This window comes from Bacillus sp. FJAT-28004, assembly GCF_001280845.1.
Lineage (GTDB): Bacteria > Bacillota > Bacilli > Paenibacillales > Paenibacillaceae > Pristimantibacillus.
Window position 1 is genome coordinate 861,208 of record NZ_LGHP01000001.1, and the last position, 24,428, is coordinate 885,635.

The following is a 24,428-nucleotide window of genomic DNA, read 5'->3' on the forward strand; positions in this document are numbered from 1 at the left end:
CTGCCGATATATTCTCTATCCCTCTACATATCGATAAGCCGCTAGGAGGAAAATCGTTGTTAATCAGTAAGCGTGGCCTACTATTGCTGCTCATGATCGTTTTTTTGGTAGGTTTCTCAACTCCAATTAAGAAGGACCGTTTTTTTTATGAGAAACGGGGAGAAATTGTGTGGGAGGTTCCTACGGAAGATAAGAAAATTGCTTTGACCTTTGATGATGGGCCATATCCCAAAACAACGGAAGTGATACTCGATCTGTTAAGGAAATACGATGCAAAAGCAACTTTCTTTGTATTAGGCAACAAGGTCAAGCTTTACCCAGAAACGATCAAGCGCGAAGTAGCAGAAGGACATGAGGTAGCTAATCATACGTTTAATCATGTTTACTTCTTGAAATCGATAAGCCAAGCGACGATTCGTGATGAGATCGTAAAAACAGAAAATGCATTAGAAGCCTTGACGGGGAAAAAGCCACTTTTATTTCGCCCGCCCGGAGGTTATTACAATGAGAATTCCATACAGATTGCCAAAACATTAGGCTACAAAACGATTTTGTGGTCCTGGCATCAGGATACGAATGATTGGAGAAGTCCTGGTGTAAACCAAATCGTAAAAAAAGTATTGAATAACGCAAGAAACGGTGATATCGTATTGCTCCATGATTACATTCCAGGCTCTGAGCAGACTGTCAAAGCATTGGATACGATACTGTATGAGCTGGATAAGCGAGGTTTTGAATTCGTGACAGTAACGGAGTTACTGAAGTCGATGACAAGCGTAGAGTCAAAAGTATTGGATGACGGCAGTGACGGCAGTATTTTGGAACAGCCGTGACGAATGTACATGTGGAATTAAAAAAAGCTAGGTTGCCAAATAGCAGCCTAGCTCTTTTTGATGTTTTTGAAATCTTATTTTTTCGCTGCTTCGTAACGTTCCGCTACAACATCCCATTTCACGATATTCCAGAATGCCGAAATATAATCAGGGCGCTTATTTTGGTAGTTAAGATAATAAGCATGCTCCCAAACGTCAAGTCCCAGAATTGGAGTCAAGTTATCCATTAGTGGACTATCTTGATTAGGCGTGCTCGAAACGAACAAATTGCCTTTATGATCTATGCTTAACCACGCCCACCCGCTGCCGAAACGAGTAGTTGCTGCTTTCGAAAACTGTTCCTTAAACGAATCAAAGCCGCCTAATTCCTTTTCGATAGCATCAGCCAAATGACCTGTGGGCAATCCTCCGCCACTCGGTCCAATCGATTCCCAAAATAATGAGTGATTGGCGTGTCCGCCTCCATTGTTCTGTACTGCAGTACGAATATCTAGAGGGATGCTTTTTAAATCTTGAAGCAGCTCATTTAAGCTTTTTTGCTGAAGTTCAGGATAGTTCGCCAAAGCGGCATTTAAGTTTGTTACATACGTATTATGATGGCGGTCATGATGAATCATCATGGTTTGCTCGTCGATATGAGGTTCCAAAGCATTGTTTGCATAAGGCAGTTCAGGTAATTGATGTGACATGGTTCATTCCTCCATAAATATATTTGGTAAGTTATAGTTACATCGTAATTGAATTTACATACTTAGTCAACATAAATATATAATAAGTATAATTTAAAAAACACCCTCACTCCGATTTGGAGGAAAGGGTGTATCGTTTCCTTTTTAACAATGGACCATTAATCGCACTTCTCGCGTTTACCTTTGAAGGTCGCCGTTCGAAAGCTAGCCCCGCAGCCGCAGGTTGCTTTAGCATTCGGATTATCAATCGTGAATCCACCAGTCATGCCTTGCTCAACATAATCAATTTTCAAGCCCGCCAAATAGGGCTCGCTCTGAGTGTTCCACACAACGTTAATATGTTCAGTTTGCAAGGAGTGGTCATCATTCGTGATGGTATCATCCAATTTGATGTTGTAGGATAAGCCGCTGCAGCCGCCATCATCAACACCTATTCGCAAAAACGTATGATCATTTCCTGTATCTATTACCATCTGATTAATAATGGATTCTGCTTTTTCGCTGATTTCTATCATCATATATGCACCTCGCTTGGAATTGGAAAATAGGATGGATTGAATTATTAAATTTATTATATATAATAGTATATAAAAGATCAAATCTATTGTAGAGTGGAGACATTGATTTTAGAAAATGTTATTATTGCAGTATTCATTTCAGACAGGTAGTATTTCATATGACAATTATCGGAAGGTGATCAGGAATGACCAATATAGATCAAGGGCAGCTTTCTACGAGAGAATATATTCTTCAGCTTCTGAAAACGAAAGGTAACTTAAGTACAAAGGATCTTACGGAAGAACTAGGAATTACGGTTATGGCCGTCAGACGTCATATCCAATCGCTTGAGAGAGATAACCTAATTTCATCGAAGACGGTAAGACAAGCGATGGGCAGACCAACAGCGGTATATTGCTTAACGGAGCATGCAGACGGGTTTTTTCCGCGCAAATATCATACATTAACTCTTGAATTATTGGATGAGCTTACGGATCAGCTCGGCGCGTCGGCGGTGGAATCGCTTTTTGAAGGTCGCAAAAACAAAATGACTAAAAAATACGAATCGAGCATGCAAAGCAAAGACCTGGCGGATAGAGTGAAGGCACTTGCAGATATTCAAAACGAAAACGGATATATGGTGGAATGGGAAAAGATCGATGATGATCAATTTATTTTGAAAGAAAACAATTGTCCAATTGAGCAAGTGGCAACCAAATATCAGCATGCCTGCCAATGTGAATTGAAGTTGTTTGAAACGATGTTGGGTGATGTAGATGTTTCGAGATCCGAGTGTCTTGCCAAAGGTGGACAAAGATGTACCTATTCGATAAAAAAGAGACAAAAACAAGAACAGTGAGATAGAATTGATATCTCACTGTTCTTATTTTTTTATGTTAAAGCTTCAGATTGCTGCTGTGGCCGGGCGAGAGTTTGGCGGAAGGATCCAAATAAACTTTTGCGTTATTAATGGCAGTAGGGGCTTCTCCGAAACCAACAGCAATAAGCTTTATTTTGCCGGGATAACTTGTTATATCACCAGCTGCAAAGATTCCTTTAATATTTGTTTCCATGCGAGTATCAACCACAATGGAGCCATTCTCCACTTCTAACCCCCATTCCAAAATGGGACCAAGCGAGGAAACAAAGCCAAAATTAACGATAAGCGCGTCGCATGTGATCTCGCGTGTTTCTCCTGTTTTGCCAAAGGTAATCGTTATTTTCTCGATATGCTCATCACCATGCAGCTCCGTAATCTCCGCTGGCGTAACAACATTTACTTTGGATTTCAGAAGATTTTCTACGCTGTGCTCGTGAGCACGGAATTTGTCCCGCCTATGAATGAGCGTAACCTCGCTTGCAATCGGTTCAAGCATAAGTGCCCAGTCGACCGCTGAGTCGCCGCCCCCATTAATGATAACCCTTTTGCCGCTATACTGACTTAAGTCACTTATAAAATACTGCAGGTTCGTGCTTTCGAAATGTTTGGCTTCTGGTAGCTCTAGTCGCCGCGGCTCAAATGCGCCTATGCCTCCAGTAATAATGACAGACTTGCTGTAGTGCGTTCCTTTATCGGTCATGATTTCAAAATGATGCTCGTCCTTCTTAATCACTTGCTGAACCTTCTCTTCAAGGCAAACCTGCACAGGAAAATGATTCATTTGTACATTCAAATTTTGAATAAGCTGCTGGGCTGTGACCTTAGGAAATCCGGCAACATCATATATATATTTCTCAGGATATAAAGCGGACAACTGTCCGCCAAGCTGAGGCATACTGTCCAAAATTTTTACACTTGCATGGCGCATTCCGGCATAAAACGCAGCGAACATCCCCGTAGGACCGCCACCAATAATCGTTATGTCTGTAAATTGATCTGATTGTTCATTTATCACGAAAAGTTCTCTCCCTTGTTAAATATATATAATATATTAAAATATATAATAAATGTAACTTATCCGTTAGATCATGTCAACGCAGCACCGCTCCATCTTCGTTATTCACCTTTCATTAATCTTGCGCGCCTAAGCTCAAACCAATTTCTGAAGGGCGAATGTCAAATAACAGTTGGATAGTATCAGTTTTTAATCGTTATGGAGGAGAAAAGGTTATATTTTATTTGTAAAATTTAACCCTAAAGAACTTATTATTTTTCCTTTTACATTGGGAGGTGAGACCTCAGGTAACGGCAATTAGGATGGTATGAAAATGGCGGAAAGCTCAAAATGATGACGGGGAGGCTCATTTGTGAAACGAAATCTTATATCCACGCTGCTAACATTCATTGTCGCAGTTATGCTCTCCGCAATGCCAGTAATTGCTATGGCAGAGGAAGCAGAAACGCCAGAAGCTTTTGGTGAAACATTCATAGATTTACTTGATCAGAAGGATTCGGATCGCTGGTATGCTTCTAACGGATGGTCCAATGGTGGAACTTTTCTAAGCGGCTGGAGAGACGATCATGTCGTCTTTCAAGACGGTAAATTGAAATTGTTGATTGACAACACTCCTTGTCTAGAGGATCAAGCACAATGCTCCGAGAAACCATACGCTTCGGGGGAGTATTCCACAACACAGCGTTACGGATACGGGAAGTTCGAGGTGCGAATGAAAGCGGTTAAAGGAGATGGAGTCGTAACCGTTTTTTTCACCTATGGAGCTGATTCAGATGGTAAGGCAGATGAGATTGATATTGAGATTTTAGGTAAAAACACGACTCAATTCGAAACGAATTATTTTACCAAAGGTGTTGGCATGCATTCGACGATCATTCCACTCGGCTTTGACGCAGCGGATGATTTCCATGATTACGCTTTTGTTTGGGCACCGGATTCAATCAAGTGGTATGTAGACGGCAAGCTCGTTCATACGGAAACAGGCTCGAGGGGAGCTCTCCCTTCAGCACCTGGTTATATCATTACTAACATGTGGCCGGCTACCAAAACCAATGGCTGGGCGAACGAGTATGTGTATCCAGGTAAAACTCAGATCGCTGAAGTGGATCGAATCGCCTATACGGCGCAGGCACAACAACCTGATAGTAATGTAGATCCTTCACCACCTGTGCAACAAGGGAAATCAGTAGATCTGCTAGTTGAGGATGAACGAGAGCTAAAAGTATTCAGAATAGGACAAACGGAAATGGCACCGCTTCGTTTTGTTATGGAAAGTCTAAATGCAACAGTGAAATGGAATGTAGGGAAACATGAAATTATCGTTAATGATGACAAAGTATCCAAATCCGAAATGATTTTTAAGGTGGATTCGAAAGTTGTTTCTATTAATGGAAAACAAATCATGATGAAAAATCCAGTCGTGCTGAAGAATGGTCATGCTTATGTTCCGCTGACTGTTTTAACGGACACGATCGGTGCTGACGTGATTCGTAAGGATGGAAAAGTAAGCATTAGCAGAGGAAACGAGTAAATAATCAAATGGTTCGCAGGGCTGTTAATTTCAATGGTTTCTGTTATACTCGTTTATGTTTTTTTCAAAGATACATTGTAGCTGGAATAACCTCGGGTGCGATGAAGTAATTATTGCTAGTTAAAAACAATCGGCTTTGGGTAAAGCATTTTGCCTAAAGACGGTTGTTTTTTTTATATAGATTACATGTTTTGTAGGATTGATTCTTTTTAATGATCACGCGTTTGGATAAAAAACTCGCATTAGAAAGGACATTGCTTCCCAAAACCATAATGATATAATTGCTCATGAACCAAATGATAATGATAATCACTGATAACATTTCGTTACTAAAATACATATACAGGAGTGGGTAAAATATGTTTCGGCATACAGGAGCACGCAACATCATTGTAAGAGGTCTCATTTCTCTTCTCATTGTCATCACGGCACTTACAGGATGCAGCACATCGCAAGAAGAGAAGAAGGAAGCAGCGAACAAAGGAAATGCAGTGAATGCACAGACAGACAAAGCCGCAGAGAACGGCGAAGGCGTACAAACGAATAATAACGAAACCCGTGTAGTAAAGGATTATTTCGGAGAGGTTGAAATTCCGGTCAAGCCAAAGCGAATAGCAGCCATTTATTTGGAGGATTATTTAGTCGCTCTTGGTGTGGAACCTGTTATTCAGTGGTACCATCCGAATTGGGGTAAACAGGATTATTTGAATTTAGATGTTCCTCAATTTGATATCACAGGAAGTATTGAAGCACTACTAGAAGCAGAACCTGATCTCATTATTACCGAAGGTTTCGTGGATGAGGTCATTTATGAAAAATACTCTAAAGTAGCGCCGACCTATCGGATGCCTGACGAAATTTTGACGAGTAGTTCCTCCGATATTCTTCTAAAGATTGCTGATCTAATTGGTGAACAAGAGAAAGCAGAGAAGCTGGTGAAGGACTACGAGCAGAAAATCGCGGATACAAAAAGTAAGCTGCAAGTATCGATCGGAGAGGAATCTGTTGCCGTTCTGCGCCTTAATATCGGTGAGAATGACCTCAATCTACTTGGTATTAAGAACAAATTCATAGGTTCTATCCTATACAAAGAATTAGGCTTAACCGCGCCGAAAATGGTCGCAGAAATGGACGCATTCATTGACACCATTTCCATGGAGAAGCTTCCTGATCTTAATGCGGACCATATCATTATTTTGACTTCGAACGGAACATGGTCATCGACTGAGAATCAACAATCTATCAATGAATTGATGAATAGTCCAATTTGGAAAAGTGTCCCTGCTGTCCGAAATGGAAATGTTTATCAAGTAGATAGGACCTACTGGCAAACGGGTGCTTTCATGGCCAACCAGCTCAAGATTGAAGATCTGCAGAGGATTTTACTGAAGTAATACAAAGAAGACGACGATTTAGCTTGATCGGTCCTAAGGGCATTTCAACGTACAGTTGATATGCTCTTCTTTATCGTTTATAGTGTTTTTAGTGATAATCATTCTCACAATAAGGAGGGATGGTAAATCTATGCAAGAGACTATCTCCAATACGAATGTATCTCCTAGCAAGCTCTATCGCTTGATCGGAGTAAGCTATAAGGAATTTGAGCCTCATGAAAAACATAAGGCAAATATAAATGAATGTTATCGATTGTACATCATTATGGACGGCGGAGGGCGTCTAGTTCTAGATGGCTGCGGCTTTCAGCTCGAGCGCGGCAAATGTTTCATATGTGAGCCGGGCGCAACGATCGTAAGCGAAGTTGGCAAAAACGGACTCATTATTTATGAATTGATCTTTGAGATACTTTATATTGAAAGAGATGCTCAAGCCTCTTTGAAAATCGATGCAGGTTCTTTATTTCCTTGCACAGGAGAAGTTGTGTGCAACCCGTTTTCCCAGTGCTTGGAATGGGTGGAGACACTTTATGGCTTTAGCATATTAGATACAAGCGATGAATTGGCCTATCTCGATCAACAAATATGTTTTCAACAATTGCTTCGCCATATTCTCAAGCAGAATCTCACCATATCTTACACTCAGAGCAGTCGTAATGCGGTTGAGGCCACAATCGATCGACTATGCCGTGAATATCGCAACGAGTGGTCGGTGGGTCAGCTGGCTGATTTGGCCGATATTGGTCGCTCGCAGTACTCGCGTTTGTTCAAAGAGATAACGGGTCAGGTGCCACTGCAGTATTTGTCTGGGATTCGAATTGATCAAGCGAAGCATCTGCTGCAAGTGACCGGCGATCGTTTATCCGATATCGCCCTGAACGCCGGGTTTGGCGATGAGTTTTATTTTAACCGCCGTTTCAAGAAGTCGGTTGGCATATCACCAGGACAATACCGAAGACATTACCGGGAGGAAATCCGCGTATTCGCACCATTTCTTGAAGATTTCCTCGTGACGCTTGGCGTTACGCCTATCCTGCAATGCTCCATTTCTAAGTGGGGGAAACAGTCATATTTGGGGCTTGATCATATTCCGGCCATTGAGATTTCCGATAAATATGCTGCTCAGCTGCCGATAAAGCCGGACTTTATTTTGGTAGACTCTGGGTTTCAAGATAAATGGGATTATCATCTCTTTGAGGAGCAGGCTCCGCTCTACAAAATGTCCAATGAGGGAGAAGATTGGCGGGAGACCTTGCGAACCATGGCAGATCTGATTGGTAGAGGCAAAAGCGTTAAGGTGGTTGATATTATATCTAAGTATGAACAAAAAGCAGATGCCGCCCGGAAAAAGCTTCGCGCGATTCAACACCAAACCACTGTTTTTCTTCGAGTCAGCGCCAATGGAATCCTGCTGTATGGCGGTCCGGAGAAGAGTTATACGGGGCCCGTTCTATACAAGGATCTGGAAATGACGCCTCATCCGCTTGTAAAGCAATTGACGAATTGTACAAGAACAGCCGAGTTAACACCAGAATTACTCGCGCAGCTTGATGCCGATAACTTGTTCGTCACTTTTGAAATAACGGAGCATGAAAAGAGGGAGTTTTATGCGACGTCCCTCTGGCAGTCACTTCCCGCTGTGCGTCATAATCGTGTGTTCGAGGTCGATTTTCTCAGCTGGATGAATTATGGAATTCTCGCTCATGGCATGAAAATCGATGACGTACTGCGGGCTCTTGCATAGATTTATCCGCATGAATTCTACAGCGGTTTTATTTAGCGGTTAGTTCAGAAACTCCAAAACAACCATCAGCAAATGAACATTTGGGTCTTTTATTGTAATACATGCTGCGTCAGGAAAAACATATGCGCTTACAGCAATCATACGGGTATAGGTACGCGGCTAGACGGACTCTGTAAGAACCAATAGGTTCTTACAAGCACTCAGATAAGCTAGTTTTGCTGCTGTAAGAACACATATGCGCTTATAGCAATCATACGGGTATAAGTACGCGGCTAGACGGACTCTGTAAGAACCAATAGGTTCTTACAAGTGCTCAGATAAGCTAGTTTTGCTGCTGTAAGAACACATATGTGCTTACAGCAATCATACGGGTATAGGTACGCGACAGGCGGGCTCTGTAAGAACCAAAAGGTTCTTACAAGTGCTCAGAACTAGCTGAGGCTTCATCGTACGATTTCAAACTAAAAATGACAGGACTATAATAAAAATGACGTACAAATTGTTGCCAATTTATGAGTCATTTTTATTGTCAATTTAAGCTGTGCCTGAAGATAGGCGGCTTCTAAGCGCAAACGTTCATTAATGGACTGCTTCAGCATGGTCAAAGCCCTGATCCGGTATTTAAGTTCCAGCGCATCTATAGGTTTGGAAACATAATCGTTCGCTCCTGACGAGAATCCGGTATAGATGTCAGCAGGCTGATTACGCGCGGTCAACAGCAAAACCGGAAGCTCCGATATGGAGTACTGCTCCCGTAACACACGATCAGCAGCAATTATGGAACGAACGGGCATGACCATGAGGCTGTTTTTAAGGAAGAGCTTAATTTGCATAATCAATGGGTGGACCAAGACTCTTTCTCCATTTTGGAGAAAGAGTCTTTTGCTAAGGTTAGGGCTCCGCGTTAACAGCAGGAAAGGTGAATAATGGATAGGATTCGAAAAGAAGATCGCATAACCGTTCAGCATGTACAGGTAGATCACCAGGATAGAATAGATTCTGACTAGTTAGGGGAAGATATACATTCTGACTGCACTACAAGTAGCAGCGTTCATTAAAATGAGGGAGTGATATTAGATGACTAAAAACAATGACCACAATCGAAACGGTGATTCTGACCGCAATAGAACCAATTCAGATGGAGCTGACATTGGAGAAGCTGTAGGAACTGTGGGTGGTGGTGCTGTCGGCGCTGTTGTGGGTTCCGCTTTGGGTCCTGTTGGAACTGTTGTAGGCGGTATCGTAGGTGCAGCATTGGGTAATAAAGCGGGAGAGGCTGCTGAAGATAACGACGACGACTCACACCAAAAAGAGTAAGAAGTTGCTATCCATCTACTAGTTAGGAAGATCAGGGCGTATGGGAAATCCTGCGCCCTCCATTATTATCAACTTTCCCCGTTGTATCGATAAGCGCTTGATATCAAACCTCCTTAAGCTTTATTTTAATAACCATTTTCACCATCATTTACATCACTCCTCATAATACAGACCTTTAATTTTCCAATAAAATGCAATTATTAGTACTGATTAATCAGAACATCCATACTGAAGGAACGGAGTCTAATGCATCAAAGCAACTGCTCTCGCTAATATTATTTTGAATATGATAGAATTGACTTACAATTAAAAAGGTGGTTGGTAAAAATCATGGAACTTTTTTATCCAAAAGTAGAGACAGAGGCAGAAGTCTCTTCTTTAGCTAAATTGGCATCGGAAATTTGGAATGAATATTTTGTAAGCATTATATCAAATGAACAAATTGATTATATGGTGGATAAATTTCAATCCGTTCATGCGCTTACTAACCAAATTAAAAATCAGGGTTATGAATATTATTTTATGAATGTAAATGGCAATAATATCGGTTACTTGGGGATAAAAGAAGAAGAAGGCAAGCTATTTTTAAGCAAATTTTACATACGAAAAGAGCATCGAGGAAAAGGTTATGCAAGTCTGGCTATGGAGTTCTTGGTAGAGATATGCAAAGATCGAAGACTAAATATTATATGGCTTACGGTAAATCGTTATAATGATGCAACTATTGCTGTTTATGAGAAAAAAGGATTTAGAACAGTGCGTACTCAGGTGGCTGATATAGGAAATGGATTTGTGATGGACGATAATATAATGGAGAAAGCAATTGTGCTGGAAGATGTCCAGTGAATTAGCAAAAGCTTAGATATAATAAGGAAGATTTAGAGAGGGGTTCGGTGAATGGAGACATTTGAGTTAATGTTGAACAAATATGCTGAATTAGTCGTTAGGGTTGGTGTGAATGTTCAAGTTGGGCAAGTGCTTATCGTACATGCCCCGATTGAAACGGCTGAACTTACGCGATTAATTGTGGCGAAAGCTTATGAAGCAGGAGCCAAATTTGTCATTGTCGAGTGGGATGACGATGCGATTACTCGTGTTCGATTTGAGAAGGCGTCAGACGATTCCTTCGACTATTATCCGCAGTGGTTAGCAGATAGCATGGTGCATTTTGCTGAAGAGGGCGGGGCAATATTGCATATCAAAGTGCCAAACCCAGAGCTGTTCCATGGTATCGAATCTTCTAAAGTATCAGCGGCGGTCAAGTCTGCGGCTATCGCTCGAAAGGAATATTCAAAGTATACGCGGAATAGTAAAATTAGCTGGTCGCTGATTAAAGCGCCAACTCGCGCATGGTCGGACAAAGTGTTCGCTGACCTTCCGGAGGAGCAACGAGTGGATGCGATGTGGGAAGCTATTTTCCAAATGGTGCGTGTGAATACAGATGATCCTATCGCCGCTTGGCGTGAGCATATTAATCATTTGAAGACGAGTCAGAATCTACTGAATGCGAAACGCTACAAGAGTCTCCATTATCGTGCGACGGGAACGGATCTACGTGTGGAGCTGCCTGAAGGACATATTTGGCGTGGCGGCGGTGGGGAGAATGAGAAAGGTGTGTATTTTGTCGCGAATATGCCGACTGAAGAAGTGTACACCATGCCGCATCGAACCGGTGTGAACGGCACGGTAACAAGCACATTGCCTCTCAATTTGAACGGTAGACTTGTCGAAGGGATCACGTTTACGTTCAAGGATGGCAAAGTGGTTGCTTATGATGCCGAGTCGGGTCTCGAACATTTAACATCGTTGCTCGAAACGGATGAAGGTGCATCTTATCTCGGAGAGATGGCATTAGTGCCGCATGATTCCCCAATATCAAACTTGAACAGAGTATTTTATAATACGGGTATTGACGAGAACGCGTCCTGTCATTTTGCACTTGGGAGTGCTTATCCCGTTAACCTAGAAGGCGGGACGAAGCTTTCCAATGAGGAACTTCTGGAGCGGGGCGCTAATGTAAGTCTTACGCATGTTGACTTCATGATTGGATGCGCTGATCTCGATATTGACGGAGAACTGCCTGACGGTACAATTGAGCCTGTTTTTCGTCAAGGGAATTGGGCGTACTAGAGGACAGCAATGCGTAGGTTGGGTCGTATTTTGCAGAGGTTCAAGTTGGACATTGGAACAGCAAGTGATTAAGCTGGTACCCTATAAACACATGAAGGCGAATTGTGGTTTTGCACAGCCACGGTTCGCCCCCACCATGTAAATCCACAACCGCAAGAGGTTGTGGATTTTTTGCATTTCCAAGTTCCAACTTAATTGAAGGATATTTAATTACAATTTATGTGAATAAAAAATAATTTCTTAATAATTAAGGAGTTTTCATTTTACACTGCACTGTTATAGTTCTCATTGAATAATAAATTTACTAAGGGGTGAAGGAAAAGCAATGAAGGCAAAAGGATTACATAAGACAATAGTGATCGCATCCATGATAGCGTTGCTAGGAGGAGGGTTACATACAGGTTTTGGTCAAAATAATCATATCTATGCAGCAGATGAAACTGCGCCATCCGTCATGATTGAAGATTTTGAAGATGGAATCACAGATGTGAAATTTAATCCTAAACGTATATATGATGCTACGCTGCACTTGGAAAATAACAAGAAGCATGTAAGAAATGGACAATATTCGGCTAGAATTGATTACGATATGATTGGCATAGTAGATAACCCCTCTCAAATTGAAGTAGGGTATAAAACGGGGAATATTCCAGTAACAGGATACCCTACTAAAGTAGGCATGTGGGTTTATGGGAACAATGAAGGACATTTGCTAACGACAAAATTTAGAGATAAAGGTGGATCTTCTTTCCAAGCAGAATTCTATGATGAAAATCAAATGGGTATCGACTGGTCTGGTTGGAAATATATTGAGGCGGATGTTCCGCAGGGTAAACCAGGTCCGATTGTCCTTGAATTGTTTTTCCAATTGAAACAATCGAATATGAGCAAGAAAAATAAGGGCTCTATTTGGGTAGATGATATTACCTTTATTTATGAGGAATTTGATGAGGATAAAGACGTTCCAAACATTAAACCTATAGCCCCTGCCCCGAATGAAGTACTAAGCGCTCCACTTGATGAATTAAAGGTTGAGCTGACCGATAATGGATCAGGTCTGGATTTGGATACATTATCTGTTCTTTTGGACGGAACGGATATTACGGATGAAGTGCACTATTCTCCAGATACAAATTTATTAACCTATCCAGGAGAATATGTGGATGGCGGTTATCATGAGCTTGTTATTGAAGTGAAGGATAAGGATGGTAACCCAGCAGGGAAAACATTCGCCTTCACTCTGAATGCAGGAGAACGTTTGGTCATGACTGCTGACAAAGAAGCAGTAAGTAATGAAATCTACTCTGTTCAAGTTAGTATTAAAGATTACTTGAATGCAGAATGGGCAAAATTCGCATTAAATTATGATGCAAGTACCCTTCAAGTAGAAAGCATTACTCCGGCGAATGGAGTTGTCCTAACCTCAGATATTGATAATGAGCACGGAATTGTTCAGGTAGCACTTAATAACGTAATAGCAGCAGCCCATGATGTCGTTACTGTTAACTTCAGAGTGAGCTCTCATGCCGCGTTAGAGCGCGGTGAAGATTACAAAACCATAACAATGAGTAATACGAATCTTACAGCTGGCGAAGTTCAGACTAGCTCACCACTAGCTGCTCCTATTCACTATACAATCTCATTTCCATATCAGCTGGGAATGACGGGAGTTGGTTTGGGCACACCATCTACATTTACAGTATTAGACCGTGAGGGCAAACCGTATGAAGGTACGGATATTGTTTTCACTGGATTATTAAAGCAAAGCTCAGTGGTTACAGTTAACACTGTAACGTCTAATGTATATGAGGATGATGATACATCTTCTGGTGTATTAATGGTTGCAAAAGCTGGTGAACGTTACTATGCTACAGCAGAAGCTGAGGATGGATTATTCGAGGTTATTCTCGCAGATGGCCAAACAACAGGTTATATCTCTGAAGCTGATGTTAGCAGTCAATTATTGAGCGGTAGCCTTGGTAAAACAGATGCTAAAGGACAATTAACGACAGACCTAACTACATTGGCACTTGGAACCTATCAGGTTCAAGCTGTCAACGGTGATCAGAACAGTAAGGTTGTCAATTATGAAGTCGTGGAGCAGTACGGTACGGATGAACCTCAATATGTTCAAACCTATGTGGCAGAAGATATGTCTTCTGAGCTGAGCGCTGCTTGGCAAACAAAGCCAGACCAAACCTTTACTTATCTTCAATACATTGAAGCTAGCGAATGGGGAACAGGAGATAGCCCTGATATCAATCATGTAAAACAGCATCAAGCTGAGAGTGAGCTTCAAGTGCTTAGTATGAAGGAAAATGGAACGAAGGGTGAAATCCGGTTTCATAATGCGCTGATTGAAGGCTTGAAAGCAGATACCGCTTACAAATATCGTGTAGGCTATGAGGGCAATTGGTCGGAGTGGTATGAATATTCTACAGTAGATCAAAATAAATCAACACCGATCTCATTCTTGTATATTACAGATTCTCATACGAATCAATCACAAGGAATACAAACCTATCAAGAACTAATGACTAACGCTATAACACAATATCCATCAACACAGTTTATTATGCATGGCGGGGATATGGTTGATGTAGGCGGCGCATTCGAAGAATGGCAAAAGTTCTGGCAAGCTTCTTCGGTCTATGCAACAAAACTTCCAACTGCTCTAACATTGGGTAATCATGATGTGAAGAGTGAAGGGAAAGAAGTATTCACCAAAGGTGCGAATTTCCCAGAGAACGGACCAGAATCCCAACTGCAATATGCTTACTCTTATGAGGTCGATGATACTCATTTTGTCGTATTGAACTCAGAAGGTACAGAGGAACAAATGATTGATCAAGCAGCATGGTTGGAAAAAGATTTGGATAAGAATGATAAAAAGTGGACTATCGCTATGTTCCATCGTCCTGCCTATCATACAGAAAATGGTCGAGAATCCCTAGTTGAGTATACACAAACGTATTTTGCACCGATATTAGAAGAGAAGAAAGTTGATTTGGTTCTAGTTGGTCATGATCATGTGTATGCGCGCACCTATCCAATGCTGGATGGAAAGCCAAATAAAGCTACAAATGAGGGTACTGTATATCTTGATGGTGGTGCTTCGGGCTGGAAATTCTATGATGGTACTCAATATAATTATTTGAATTATATCTTTGATGAAGACGTTCCGGTATATTCCGCTATTGAAATTACTGAGGATGAGATTCATGTGGAAGCACGTACGAGTGCGGGTAATGTGATCGATGAGTTTTCTGTCGTGAAAACAAAAGGAACTGAGCCTTCGACACCAACTCCAACTCCAACTCCAACTCCAACTCCAACTCCAACTCCAACACCGACACCAACACCGACACCAACACCAACGTCTTCGGAGCTTGTCTTCAATGACAAGGTAGATGTAGACGTAGTTAAGGCTATCGTGGAAAAAGAGAAATCGGCTCCTGCTGTAAGCTTTTCGGACGTTCCAGCATCTTCGTGGAGTGCTTCAGTAGTGGAACGTGCCGCTAAGATGGGTATTGTAACGGGTTATAAAGATGGTTCTTACCATCCCAATGAAAAGGTAACTCGCGCCGAGTTCGCCATGATGCTTGCAAAAGCTTTTGGTCTAACGGATTCAAGCGGTTCTTCCTTCTCTGACACAAAAGGGCATTGGGCTTCAGGAGCGATTGCAGCATTACAGGCTAAAGGGATAATCACGGGTTATGGTGATGGTTTTTTCCATCCTAATCAAAAGATCTCCCGCGCTGAGATCGTTGCAATGCTTGCTCGGCTGACGAACTTTGCTCCTAGCACATCCAATCCATTCTCGGATGTAGTTACGAACTGGGCTTCTGAACAAATCAATGTTTTCGCAACTGCAGGTATCGTAAGTGGTAAAGGCAACGGATTGTTCAAACCGAATGAATCTGCTTCCCGTGCTGAGTCAGTTGCGATGATCATTCGCTTGTTGGATAAATTGCTTGCACAATAAGTGGAATTTTAAAAAGAATATACGGAGCAGGAAACGATCCAATCCATCGTCTTTAAAGATTTACAGGTGCCTATGAACACTCTGTTCAGTATATAATAACAAACACAATCAGCCGGCGAGATGCAATCTCGACCGGTTTTTTTTGTCCCACGAAATCTGAGCACCACTGCGTAATGTGTATCTGGGTAAAATTACAGTGTTTTCAGTATTGTACAGGGGATAAGTAGAGCGATTTTCATTTATTACAGTAGTAATCAGTACAGTTCTAACGTGATAATAAGAACGCACATTGATGGTTGAACACAGCAAGGAGGGAAGCTAAAAAAGTCTCCATTCCAACGGATAGTGTTGAATCGCACTCAGCTAATCGGGGGGAATTGTTTCCGAACTTTGCTTTGAGATAACGAAGAAAGTTTTATAATATTGGCGGTACTAGTGAGTCCTTGAAGTATGTTAATTGTTTCATGGGCAGCCTATCGCATAGAGCTGGATTTTCAAAGGGAGGGAGGATAACTCTTTTGAATGGGTAGCGTAGCTAAATACATTAGAATATTTTGAGTGTACCTTGTCAGCCAAACCCTCAAATGATCAAAGAGGAGCGTGTGCAAATGTATGGGAAAACAAGTGGATGGAAGAGTCGTTTATTCAAATTGATGTTGAGTGCCTTGATAATCGCACCCTTGTCTGTAGCAGCCCCCAACACTGAAGTGAATGCCGCGGGAACCACTTTTTATGTAGCCACAAATGGAAGCGATTCCAATGATGGAACTTCTCTAAGCACGCCGTTTCTAACAATTCAACAGGCTGCTCTCACGGCGCAAGCTGGGGATACGGTCTATGTGAGGGAGGGGACGTATCGCGAAACGGTTACCCCAGCTAACTCTGGCACCACGGGAAACAAGATTACTTACCAGAATTATATGGATGAAACCGTTACAGTAAGTGGAAATGACATCATCTCAGGCTGGACGCAGGACAGTGGAAATATATATAAAGCATCAATGAATTGGACCTTAGGGGCAGGTAACCAAGTGTTCGTAAATGGTGAAATGATGAATGAAGCACGTTGGCCTAACCAGACAGGTACTTTGCTCAGTCCAACGAGAGCAAGCGCAGGCGCTGGGACTAATGCAAATCATATCACAGATTCGAATCTTCCCGGAGGGACGGGGTTCTGGAACGGAGCTACACTCTGGATAACAAGCGGAAGTGAATGGATTGCCCAGACTCCGACCGTTACTGCCTATGATTCAACAACGAAGACACTGACATTTGATGCACTCAGACAATCGGGCGCCTCTTATACTCCAAGATCGGGCAATAAATATTATTTGTCAGGAATAAAAGGCGCATTGGATGTGGAGAAGGAGTGGTGGTATGATTCTGCGGGCTCCATGCTCTACTTCTTTGCACCGGGTGGTGGAGACCCTTCAAGCCAAACAGTCGAAGCCAAAAAAAGAAATATCGCCTTCGATCTATCGGATAAAGGTTATGTCGATATTAAAGGCATTCAAACCATAGCTGCGACGATTCAAATGGATAGTTTGACCCATAACTGTCTGCTTCAAGGCATCGTTAGCAAATATATTTCTCACAATAAACTCAATACAGCAGCTGAAGAGCAAACCAACCTCGGAATAATCTTGGACGGCAGCCATAATGTGATCCGAGACAGTGAGCTTGCCTATAGCTCCGGCAGCCTTGTTACAGTTAAAGGCAACTCAAACAACGTGATTAACAATTATATTCATGACGGTGGGTATATACCAGACTGGGATGGGCTAGTGAACCTTAAAGGGGCAAATAGTTTAATTAGCCATAATACCGTGAGTGATGCAGGTAGGGTTACCCTATTCTTCGCTCCCGGGATGAGCGCGAATAACATCCAATATAACGACGTTTATAACGCCGGCTGGCTAACCACTGACCTGGGAATGATCTATGGACCAAATACAGATGGAGGGAATACCGAGATCCATCACAATTATGTCCATGATAGTAAATCTACTCATCTAGGGATAGGTATATATCTGGATAATTTCACTAGCAATTTCATCATTCATCATAACGTGACTTGGAATAACGCGGGTATTCAGCTGAACATACCTTCCAACTATAACTTGGTCTACAATAATACCGCTTGGACCCAAGCTTCCACGATTAATGCTTGGGGTAATACTTTCCTGACGGATATGTACGGGGATCGTATCTTTAACAACATTATTAAAGGGTATGATCCGGAAGTTACAGCGTACACAACAATCGGCAGCAATCTCACGAACTCCCCAGGGTTTGTGAATGAAGCCAGTCGTGATTATCGTTTGCTTTCTACTTCATCTGCCAAAGATGCTGGGATCGTCATTCCTGGTATTACAGATGGTTATGTGGGTAGTGCTCCTGATATTGGAGCTTATGAGTACGGAGGGACCGATTGGACAGCTGGTCACAACTTTACGGCTCCTCCTAGTCCGTCCTATTCTACCCCAAGTACACCTCATATGAATTTGGCTAAAAACGCAGGATTTGAGCTAGGGGACCTTACCAATTGGTCAACAACGGACGCACATAATGCTGTAGTGGTAGAAGACAATCACTGGGGACAAGCCGCAAATTCCGGCAAATCTCGTTCTCAGCTATACGGAGTAAAGCTGAGCGGTGGGGTTGACGGTGTGGCTCAGACGATTACAGGCCTGCAACCGAATACGAATTATGTTGCTGGAGGTTGGCTTAGAACGCCAGCAGGTGAAACTGCCGTGTTAGGTGTCAAGAACTACGGAGGATCCGATGTGTCGACTCCATCTAACAGTTCCACCTGGACCTTCGTTAAAGTTTACTTTCAGACAGGGGCAGCGAATACAAGCGCCACGATTTACTTCAAGAAAACTTCCGGAACTGGTGAAGCATATGCTGATGACGCAGCACTTGTGATTGACACAACCGTATTCCAATCGATGTATTCGTTTGACGGATTTGAGAGTGGTTTGAGCAATTGGGCAGCGGTACCAGGCAAAGGAACTCCGTCGACGAGTACGGCTATTAAGCATTCCGGTAGCAATAGTTATATCGTCAATGAAGATATGGATGCTGTCTCGCAAACGTTCGAATCGAGTCATAACAAAGTGGTTACGATGTGGTTTTATGACAATGCCAGCGCAATGAACATGCAAACTGCAGCTTTTGTGGATGACGGTGTAACTATTCGGGGAATAGAGGTCAATACCCCGACTTCCAAAACTAAATATGCAATACGGCTAGGCGGTACACATTCGGCAACAAACGTAACCAGAACTACAGGCTGGCATGAGTTCAAGTGGGATTATACCTCTGGCACTAAAGTAGACATGTACATCGACGGTATACTTGTTGCATCGCCGACTGGCGTAACTAGCTTCAAAAGGATACTGATAGGAGATTTATGGTCTGGAAATACGAACACAGCGTATTTTGATGATGTAAGTATTCAATAAAAGGTGAACGAGCCGGATTTGGTGTCATCATGCTCCATTCCGGCTTTTTTAGGATAAGACTTTATAGTCTGACAAATATATTCTCCTTTGGTGACAGAATTAAATTGAAAAGATTAAATTAATAAATGAAAATGAGGAGCTAATAAGATGATTGCTACAAAACAGCGTAAGTATTGGCTCGATACAATGATAAAAATTGCGGAACCGGTTTTGTCATCCCTTGCTCAAAGAAAGCTGAAGGAAAAATTACCAACTGAGTTTAATAGCCATCGCAGTCAATTTGCATATCTTGAGGCATTCGGAAGACTTGCCTGTGGAATCGCACCTTGGATAGAGTTGAATGATCTGAAAGGAGAAGAAGAACAGCTGAGATCCAAATACGAACAGCTAATGATGGATAGTCTTGATGCAGCAACAGACCCAAACTCGCCGGATTATATGGATTTTATAACCAAAGGCCAACCACTTGTTGACACAGCATTCCTTGCTCATGCTCTTTTACGAGCACCAAACAATATTACCGCCAAGCTGGACGATCGGGTTAGAAATAATTTAATATCTGCTTTTAAGAAGACCCGTAAAACAGCAAATTGTTCGAATAATTGGCTCTTTTTCAGTGCAATGGTTGAAGCTGGCTTATACTTGCTTGGAGATCAAGAATATGACAAAATGCGCATTGGTTTTGCTATTCATTTGTTTAAGATTTGGTACAAAGGCGATGGCATATATGGAGATGGGAAGGATTTTCATTGGGATTATTACAACAGCTTTGTTATTCAACCGATGCAAGTAGATTTAATAAAACTTTTTGAACAAGACTCACCTCATTATGCTGAATTAAAACCAATTATCCTTAATCGGGCTCAGAGATACGCCACGATATTGGAGAGGTTCATTGCGCCTGATGGTACTTATCCTGCAATAGGTAGATCTTTGACGTATCGGTTCGGAGCCTTTCAACTTCTCTCCCAGGTTGCGCTGCAGCAATTTTTGGATGAGCAGCTCCAACCTTCCCAAGTTCGGTGCGCGCTTACTGCCGTCATTCAACGAATCATGGAAGCGCCTGGGAATTTTGATGAAAACGGCTGGTTGCGTCCTGGATTGTATGGCTACCAACCTGGCCTTGCTGAGGGTTATATCAATACGGGAAGCTTATATTTATGCGCAGCAGTATTTCTGCCGCTAGGTCTGTCGCCCGAAAACGAGTTCTGGTCCGCGCCAAATGCAAAGTGGACTGCTCAAAAAATAGTTTCAGGTGAGGATATCGAAGCAGATCATGCGATAAATGATTAATTAGAAAATGCATTCTCGTGAGATAATCTCTCGAGGATGCCTATTTTATTTCAGAGTATATTGTCTAAAGCTATAGAGACTTTGTCAATCATGCTGTCGTAGTTTTTTTTCTGTATTCCATCGGTGTCATGCCTACAAGCTTTTTGAAAGCCTGGCAGAAATAAGAGAAATTGTTCATTCCTACCTCAATACTGATCTGCTCAATCCCTTTGTTGCTAGTATTTAATAACAGACAGGCTTGTCTGATTCGCCTTGCAAGTATATATTCCATCAAAGTAGAGCCGGTTTCTTGTTTAAAGATACGAGACACATAATATTTGGATATATGCGTATGATCAGCTAACTTATCGAGCGAAATTCCCTCTGAATAATGCCCCTCCAGCCAATTCATGATCTTCTCTGAATAACGAAGCTGTCTTTGCGGCTTTAATCCATTTTCAATCGGATCTCCTAACCCTTTTGCATAAAGATATTCAAAAAGCTGGAGTAGGAGTAAGGCGAAATTCTGCTCTTTTGCATGGTGCTGGTATTTGGAGAACACAGTATCATGATGCTGAAATAATTGGCTGATAAAGCTCATGTTATCAATATGTTGGAGCACCTGCTCCTCGACTTCGTTCTTCCATAAATGCTGAAAATAAACATTCAAGTGTGGGAATGAAGCAAAATAGTGTTCAAATATAGAGGGCTCTAAGGTGATAATCGTTCGTTCGTAAGGGGCATCTGGCTGTACATCAACTTGAATGTGATGCAGTTGATACGGTTGAAAGTAGAGGAAGGTGCCAGATTGAATCGGGTATAATTTGCGATTTACTACAATTTGCCCAGAGCCTTGATGCACATATAAAAATTCCATACCCTGATGACAATGGTAGAACCCTTTATAATTCTCAGTCGTTATCTTGCGATAGCTGAAGCGGTAGGGGATTTTTTGTAATTCCACGTCTTCAAAGTATTTCATATTGTGCAGTCCTCCTGAACACTTCGATGATTAGTTCAGAATAGTTTAACACGGCATATTTAAACATGACAAGAAAACAACAATTCCATGCAATGGATTGTAACTTTGAAATCGAGAGATTTAATATAATGAATTCAGTCTAGAGCAATAGGGGGACAGCTCTCATGAAATGTAACAATTTATACGAATGAAATATTGAAAATAATTTTATATTGCTATATTATTACATGATGAAATGAAAGAAAATGCAAAGTTGATCGTTTATAATTTACATATTGTGGTATATTGATTTTAAATATGTTAGTTACGGAGGATCCACATGAATATACTTCGCATGTATAAATCAAGAAAATATTTGATTCGGCTGCTCCTTTCCATTACCGTGCTGATGGTCGCGTTTTTAACGGTAAGTACTACGCTACTCTACTACAATTCGGATAAAACCATGCTTCAAATGCAGCAGCAAGCGGACCTAAAGGTACTGTCGCAAATTAATTATAATATTGACTATATGCACGAAACAGTTAAAAATATAGCCGTATCGACTTACTTTGACCCTGACGTTGTCTATTTGTCAAATATCGCTGTTATGGACAAAGGCGAGCTTTCGCAAAAATTGAACAGACTCGAGAAAGCGGTTACAAGCTCAATATTTTTGGAAAGTATAACCATTTATAACGCCAAAACCGGATGTTATTATTCTACCTTGAGCAGTCTGAATTGTCAGGATGACGGATTGAATGGTTTGATCGATAAGTATGTACATTCACAGGCAAACATTCCAATGCTTACATTTATCCCGCTTACTGATGATGAAATGGATGCGCCAGTATTCTCGATGTTTCTTTACGATAACATGTCAGGTAGTAAACTAATTGTAACAGTTAATCCGTCTTGGCTGTTTGATAACGTAGATAATATCAACAAAGTTACAGATGAACAGCGAGGTACTGTTTTTATTACAGATAGGGCAGGGATCCCGCTGATGGCACAGCTACGGGGGGACCACACATCCTCTGAAGCCATTGAGCAGGTAATTCGAGATAAAATTAGTACCGGTGTTACGCAGGACTACTTTGTGTACGGAACGGGAAAAGACAAATATATTCTAAGCTTTATGTCGTCAGGCAAAAGCCACTGGATCACAGCAAGCGTTCAGCCATACAGCGTCGTTATCGGAAAGCTGAGCGAGATGAGAACGATTTCTTTGGGCATTATCATCGGATTCTTAATCCTTTCCATCGTAGGTTCGTTAATTGTGGCCTACCGGTTATATCGTCCGATTGAAAATATGCTAAAGCAAATGTCAGGCAACCGCCGCAAAGGATTGGAAACCCAATCTGATTTGGATGAATTGAAATTCATTTCAAACGAGTATCAAGATGCGATGCACAAACTGGTGAAGCTCGAAAAGGAAGAGCATACAAACAAAGATGCGCTCAAAACCTATGCTTTGCGGAAACTAATATCAGATGCAAGCTTGTCCACTTCGGAAGAAATGCAGCAGGTGGAATGGGACATTGATTTGCAGCAACGGATGCGTGTATGTGTGCTCCTGATCGATGATTTCCACGAGTTTGAATCGAAGACCATTGATTCCGAAAAGAGGCTTTTCAAGTTCGCTATCGCTAACATCGCCAAGGAGCTAGTGACCAAAAGTTTACGATGTGAAGTCGTATCCATGAGAAATGATCATTTTGTCCTACTCTTAAATATGCAAGGAGAACATCCAAACGATGGTTCGGATAACTTGTCTATCATATTGAAGGAACTTCAACAAACACTTTTTCAGTATTACCGGATTTCTCTTACCATTTCAATTGGGGATGAGGTGGATCAATACCAACAGATTTCACAGCAATATGGTTATGTCATGGAGAACTCGTCTTATCGTATGATTTTCGGAAAGAGCAGCATCATCACACCTGATCTCGTACAACGCAATAGAGAAAATATTTCTTTTCAGTTTCCAACGGATGTAGAGAAAAAAATTACGGAAGCGATTAAGTCCGGACAAGAAAAGGATTATAAGGATCAGTTGGAAATATTGTTTCTACAATTTAGAGAACTGCATTATAACAATATGATGTATTCGGTTCTTCATCTCCTAGCTCTCATCAACAACGCGGTGAGGGAAATGAATAGTCGAACGGTTAGACAGGTCAATTTGGACTTTAAATGGCAGTTTCAGTACTTACTGAAGTCAGAAACGCTAGAACCGATTTTCACTCTTTTCCTAGAGACCTATCAAGAAATCCAGAAACAGCGTTCACAAGATGTTAAGGTACAGTCCAATCAGATCTTGATCGATACCATCAAAGAAATGATCGAGGAACAATATGAGGATATTAATTTGAGCCTTCAAAGCATCTCTGCCGCAATGAAGCTATCATCCGCTCATGTGAGTAAACAATTTAGACAATATGAATTGATATCCATTAGTGAATATATTAATGATGTTCGGCTGCGTAAGGCGCTCCTGCTGCTTGAGACGAGCGATTACAGTATTAATCGTATAATGGAAACGGTCGGCTATAATAATGAAAGTTATTTTTTTAAGCTTTTCAAGAAGAAATTTGGTACAACCCCCAAAGAATATCGTTTCAAGAGAGTGGTTCATGAATAAGCTTTCCGGGGTACGCAAGTACCTGGAAAGCTTTTTTATTTGATTTAAAGATGGAAATACAGTGT

The 24,428-nt window shown here is 41.6% G+C and carries 16 protein-coding genes and 1 pseudogene; 12 read left to right on the forward strand and 5 right to left on the reverse strand.

Annotated features, from left to right (window positions below):
* The first annotated feature begins 56 nt into the window (after positions 1-56).
* Entirely contained in the window at positions 57-833 is a 777-nt protein-coding gene (locus AC787_RS03645) for a polysaccharide deacetylase family protein (protein WP_235560892.1), read from the forward strand.
* A 74-nt stretch (positions 834-907) separates the two neighbouring features.
* On the opposite strand, the gene AC787_RS03650 is transcribed toward AC787_RS03645, so the two are convergent.
* Both AC787_RS03650 and AC787_RS03655 read right to left on the reverse strand, forming a co-directional pair.
* A complete protein-coding gene (locus tag AC787_RS03650; protein WP_054023548.1) occupies positions 908-1,522 on the reverse strand; it encodes a superoxide dismutase in 615 nt (204 codons plus the stop codon).
* A gap of 158 nt (positions 1,523-1,680) precedes the next feature.
* Positions 1,681-2,037 (reverse strand): HesB/IscA family protein, encoded by a 357-nt coding sequence (locus AC787_RS03655; RefSeq protein ID WP_054026879.1) that lies wholly within the window; start codon positions 2,035-2,037, stop codon positions 1,681-1,683.
* Positions 2,038-2,225: 188 nt separating this feature from the next.
* Here AC787_RS03655 and AC787_RS03660 point away from each other — a divergent pair, with 188 nt between their 5' ends.
* Positions 2,226-2,879 (forward strand): helix-turn-helix transcriptional regulator, encoded by a 654-nt coding sequence (locus tag AC787_RS03660; RefSeq protein ID WP_054023549.1) that lies wholly within the window; start codon positions 2,226-2,228, stop codon positions 2,877-2,879.
* Between the two features lie 37 nt (positions 2,880-2,916).
* Here the strand turns inward: AC787_RS03660 and AC787_RS03665 are convergent, their stop codons facing one another.
* Positions 2,917-3,915, reverse strand: a complete 999-nt coding sequence (locus AC787_RS03665; protein WP_054023550.1) for an NAD(P)/FAD-dependent oxidoreductase — start codon at positions 3,913-3,915, stop codon at positions 2,917-2,919.
* A gap of 352 nt (positions 3,916-4,267) precedes the next feature.
* Here AC787_RS03665 and AC787_RS03670 point away from each other — a divergent pair, with 352 nt between their 5' ends.
* From AC787_RS03670 to AC787_RS03680, 3 genes are all read left to right on the forward strand, one after another.
* Positions 4,268-5,446, forward strand: coding sequence for a family 16 glycosylhydrolase (locus AC787_RS03670; RefSeq protein ID WP_054023551.1), 1,179 nt, complete (start codon positions 4,268-4,270; stop codon positions 5,444-5,446).
* Between the two features lie 359 nt (positions 5,447-5,805).
* Entirely contained in the window at positions 5,806-6,840 is a 1,035-nt protein-coding gene (locus tag AC787_RS03675) for an ABC transporter substrate-binding protein (RefSeq protein WP_054023552.1), read from the forward strand.
* Positions 6,841-6,970: 130 nt separating this feature from the next.
* The gene (locus AC787_RS03680) at positions 6,971-8,584 is read left to right on the forward strand and encodes a helix-turn-helix domain-containing protein (RefSeq protein WP_063847481.1); all 1,614 of its coding nucleotides are present in this window, start codon (positions 6,971-6,973) and stop codon (positions 8,582-8,584) included.
* Positions 8,585-9,117: 533 nt separating this feature from the next.
* On the opposite strand, the pseudogene AC787_RS33630 reads toward AC787_RS03680, so the two are convergent.
* A pseudogene (locus tag AC787_RS33630) lies at positions 9,118-9,339 on the reverse strand (two-component system response regulator); the annotation flags it as partial.
* A 322-nt stretch (positions 9,340-9,661) separates the two neighbouring features.
* Here AC787_RS33630 and AC787_RS03690 point away from each other — a divergent pair.
* From AC787_RS03690 to AC787_RS03715, 6 genes are all read left to right on the forward strand, one after another.
* Complete coding sequence (locus AC787_RS03690; RefSeq protein ID WP_054023554.1) at positions 9,662-9,901, forward strand: glycine zipper domain-containing protein; 240 nt, start codon at positions 9,662-9,664, stop codon at positions 9,899-9,901.
* A 330-nt stretch (positions 9,902-10,231) separates the two neighbouring features.
* The gene (locus tag AC787_RS03695; RefSeq protein WP_054023555.1) at positions 10,232-10,747 is read left to right on the forward strand and encodes a GNAT family N-acetyltransferase; all 516 of its coding nucleotides are present in this window, start codon (positions 10,232-10,234) and stop codon (positions 10,745-10,747) included.
* Positions 10,748-10,798: 51 nt separating this feature from the next.
* Positions 10,799-12,031, forward strand: coding sequence for an aminopeptidase (locus AC787_RS03700; protein ID WP_054023556.1), 1,233 nt, complete (start codon positions 10,799-10,801; stop codon positions 12,029-12,031).
* Between the two features lie 325 nt (positions 12,032-12,356).
* Complete coding sequence (locus AC787_RS03705) at positions 12,357-16,016, forward strand: S-layer homology domain-containing protein (RefSeq protein WP_054023557.1); 3,660 nt, start codon at positions 12,357-12,359, stop codon at positions 16,014-16,016.
* Positions 16,017-16,624: 608 nt separating this feature from the next.
* Complete coding sequence (locus AC787_RS03710; protein WP_054023558.1) at positions 16,625-19,483, forward strand: DUF1565 domain-containing protein; 2,859 nt, start codon at positions 16,625-16,627, stop codon at positions 19,481-19,483.
* A gap of 147 nt (positions 19,484-19,630) precedes the next feature.
* Positions 19,631-20,776: a DUF2264 domain-containing protein gene (locus tag AC787_RS03715; protein WP_054023559.1), complete on the forward strand. Its 1,146-nt coding sequence runs from the start codon at positions 19,631-19,633 to the stop codon at positions 20,774-20,776.
* An 88-nt stretch (positions 20,777-20,864) separates the two neighbouring features.
* Here AC787_RS03715 and AC787_RS03720 read toward each other — a convergent pair whose 3' ends face one another.
* Positions 20,865-21,737, reverse strand: a complete 873-nt coding sequence (locus AC787_RS03720) for an AraC family transcriptional regulator (protein WP_054023560.1) — start codon at positions 21,735-21,737, stop codon at positions 20,865-20,867.
* A 319-nt stretch (positions 21,738-22,056) separates the two neighbouring features.
* Here AC787_RS03720 and AC787_RS03725 point away from each other — a divergent pair, with 319 nt between their 5' ends.
* On the forward strand, positions 22,057-24,363 hold the full coding sequence (locus AC787_RS03725; protein WP_054023561.1) for a helix-turn-helix transcriptional regulator: 2,307 nt from the start codon (positions 22,057-22,059) through the stop codon (positions 24,361-24,363).
* The last annotated feature ends 65 nt before the right edge of the window (positions 24,364-24,428 follow it).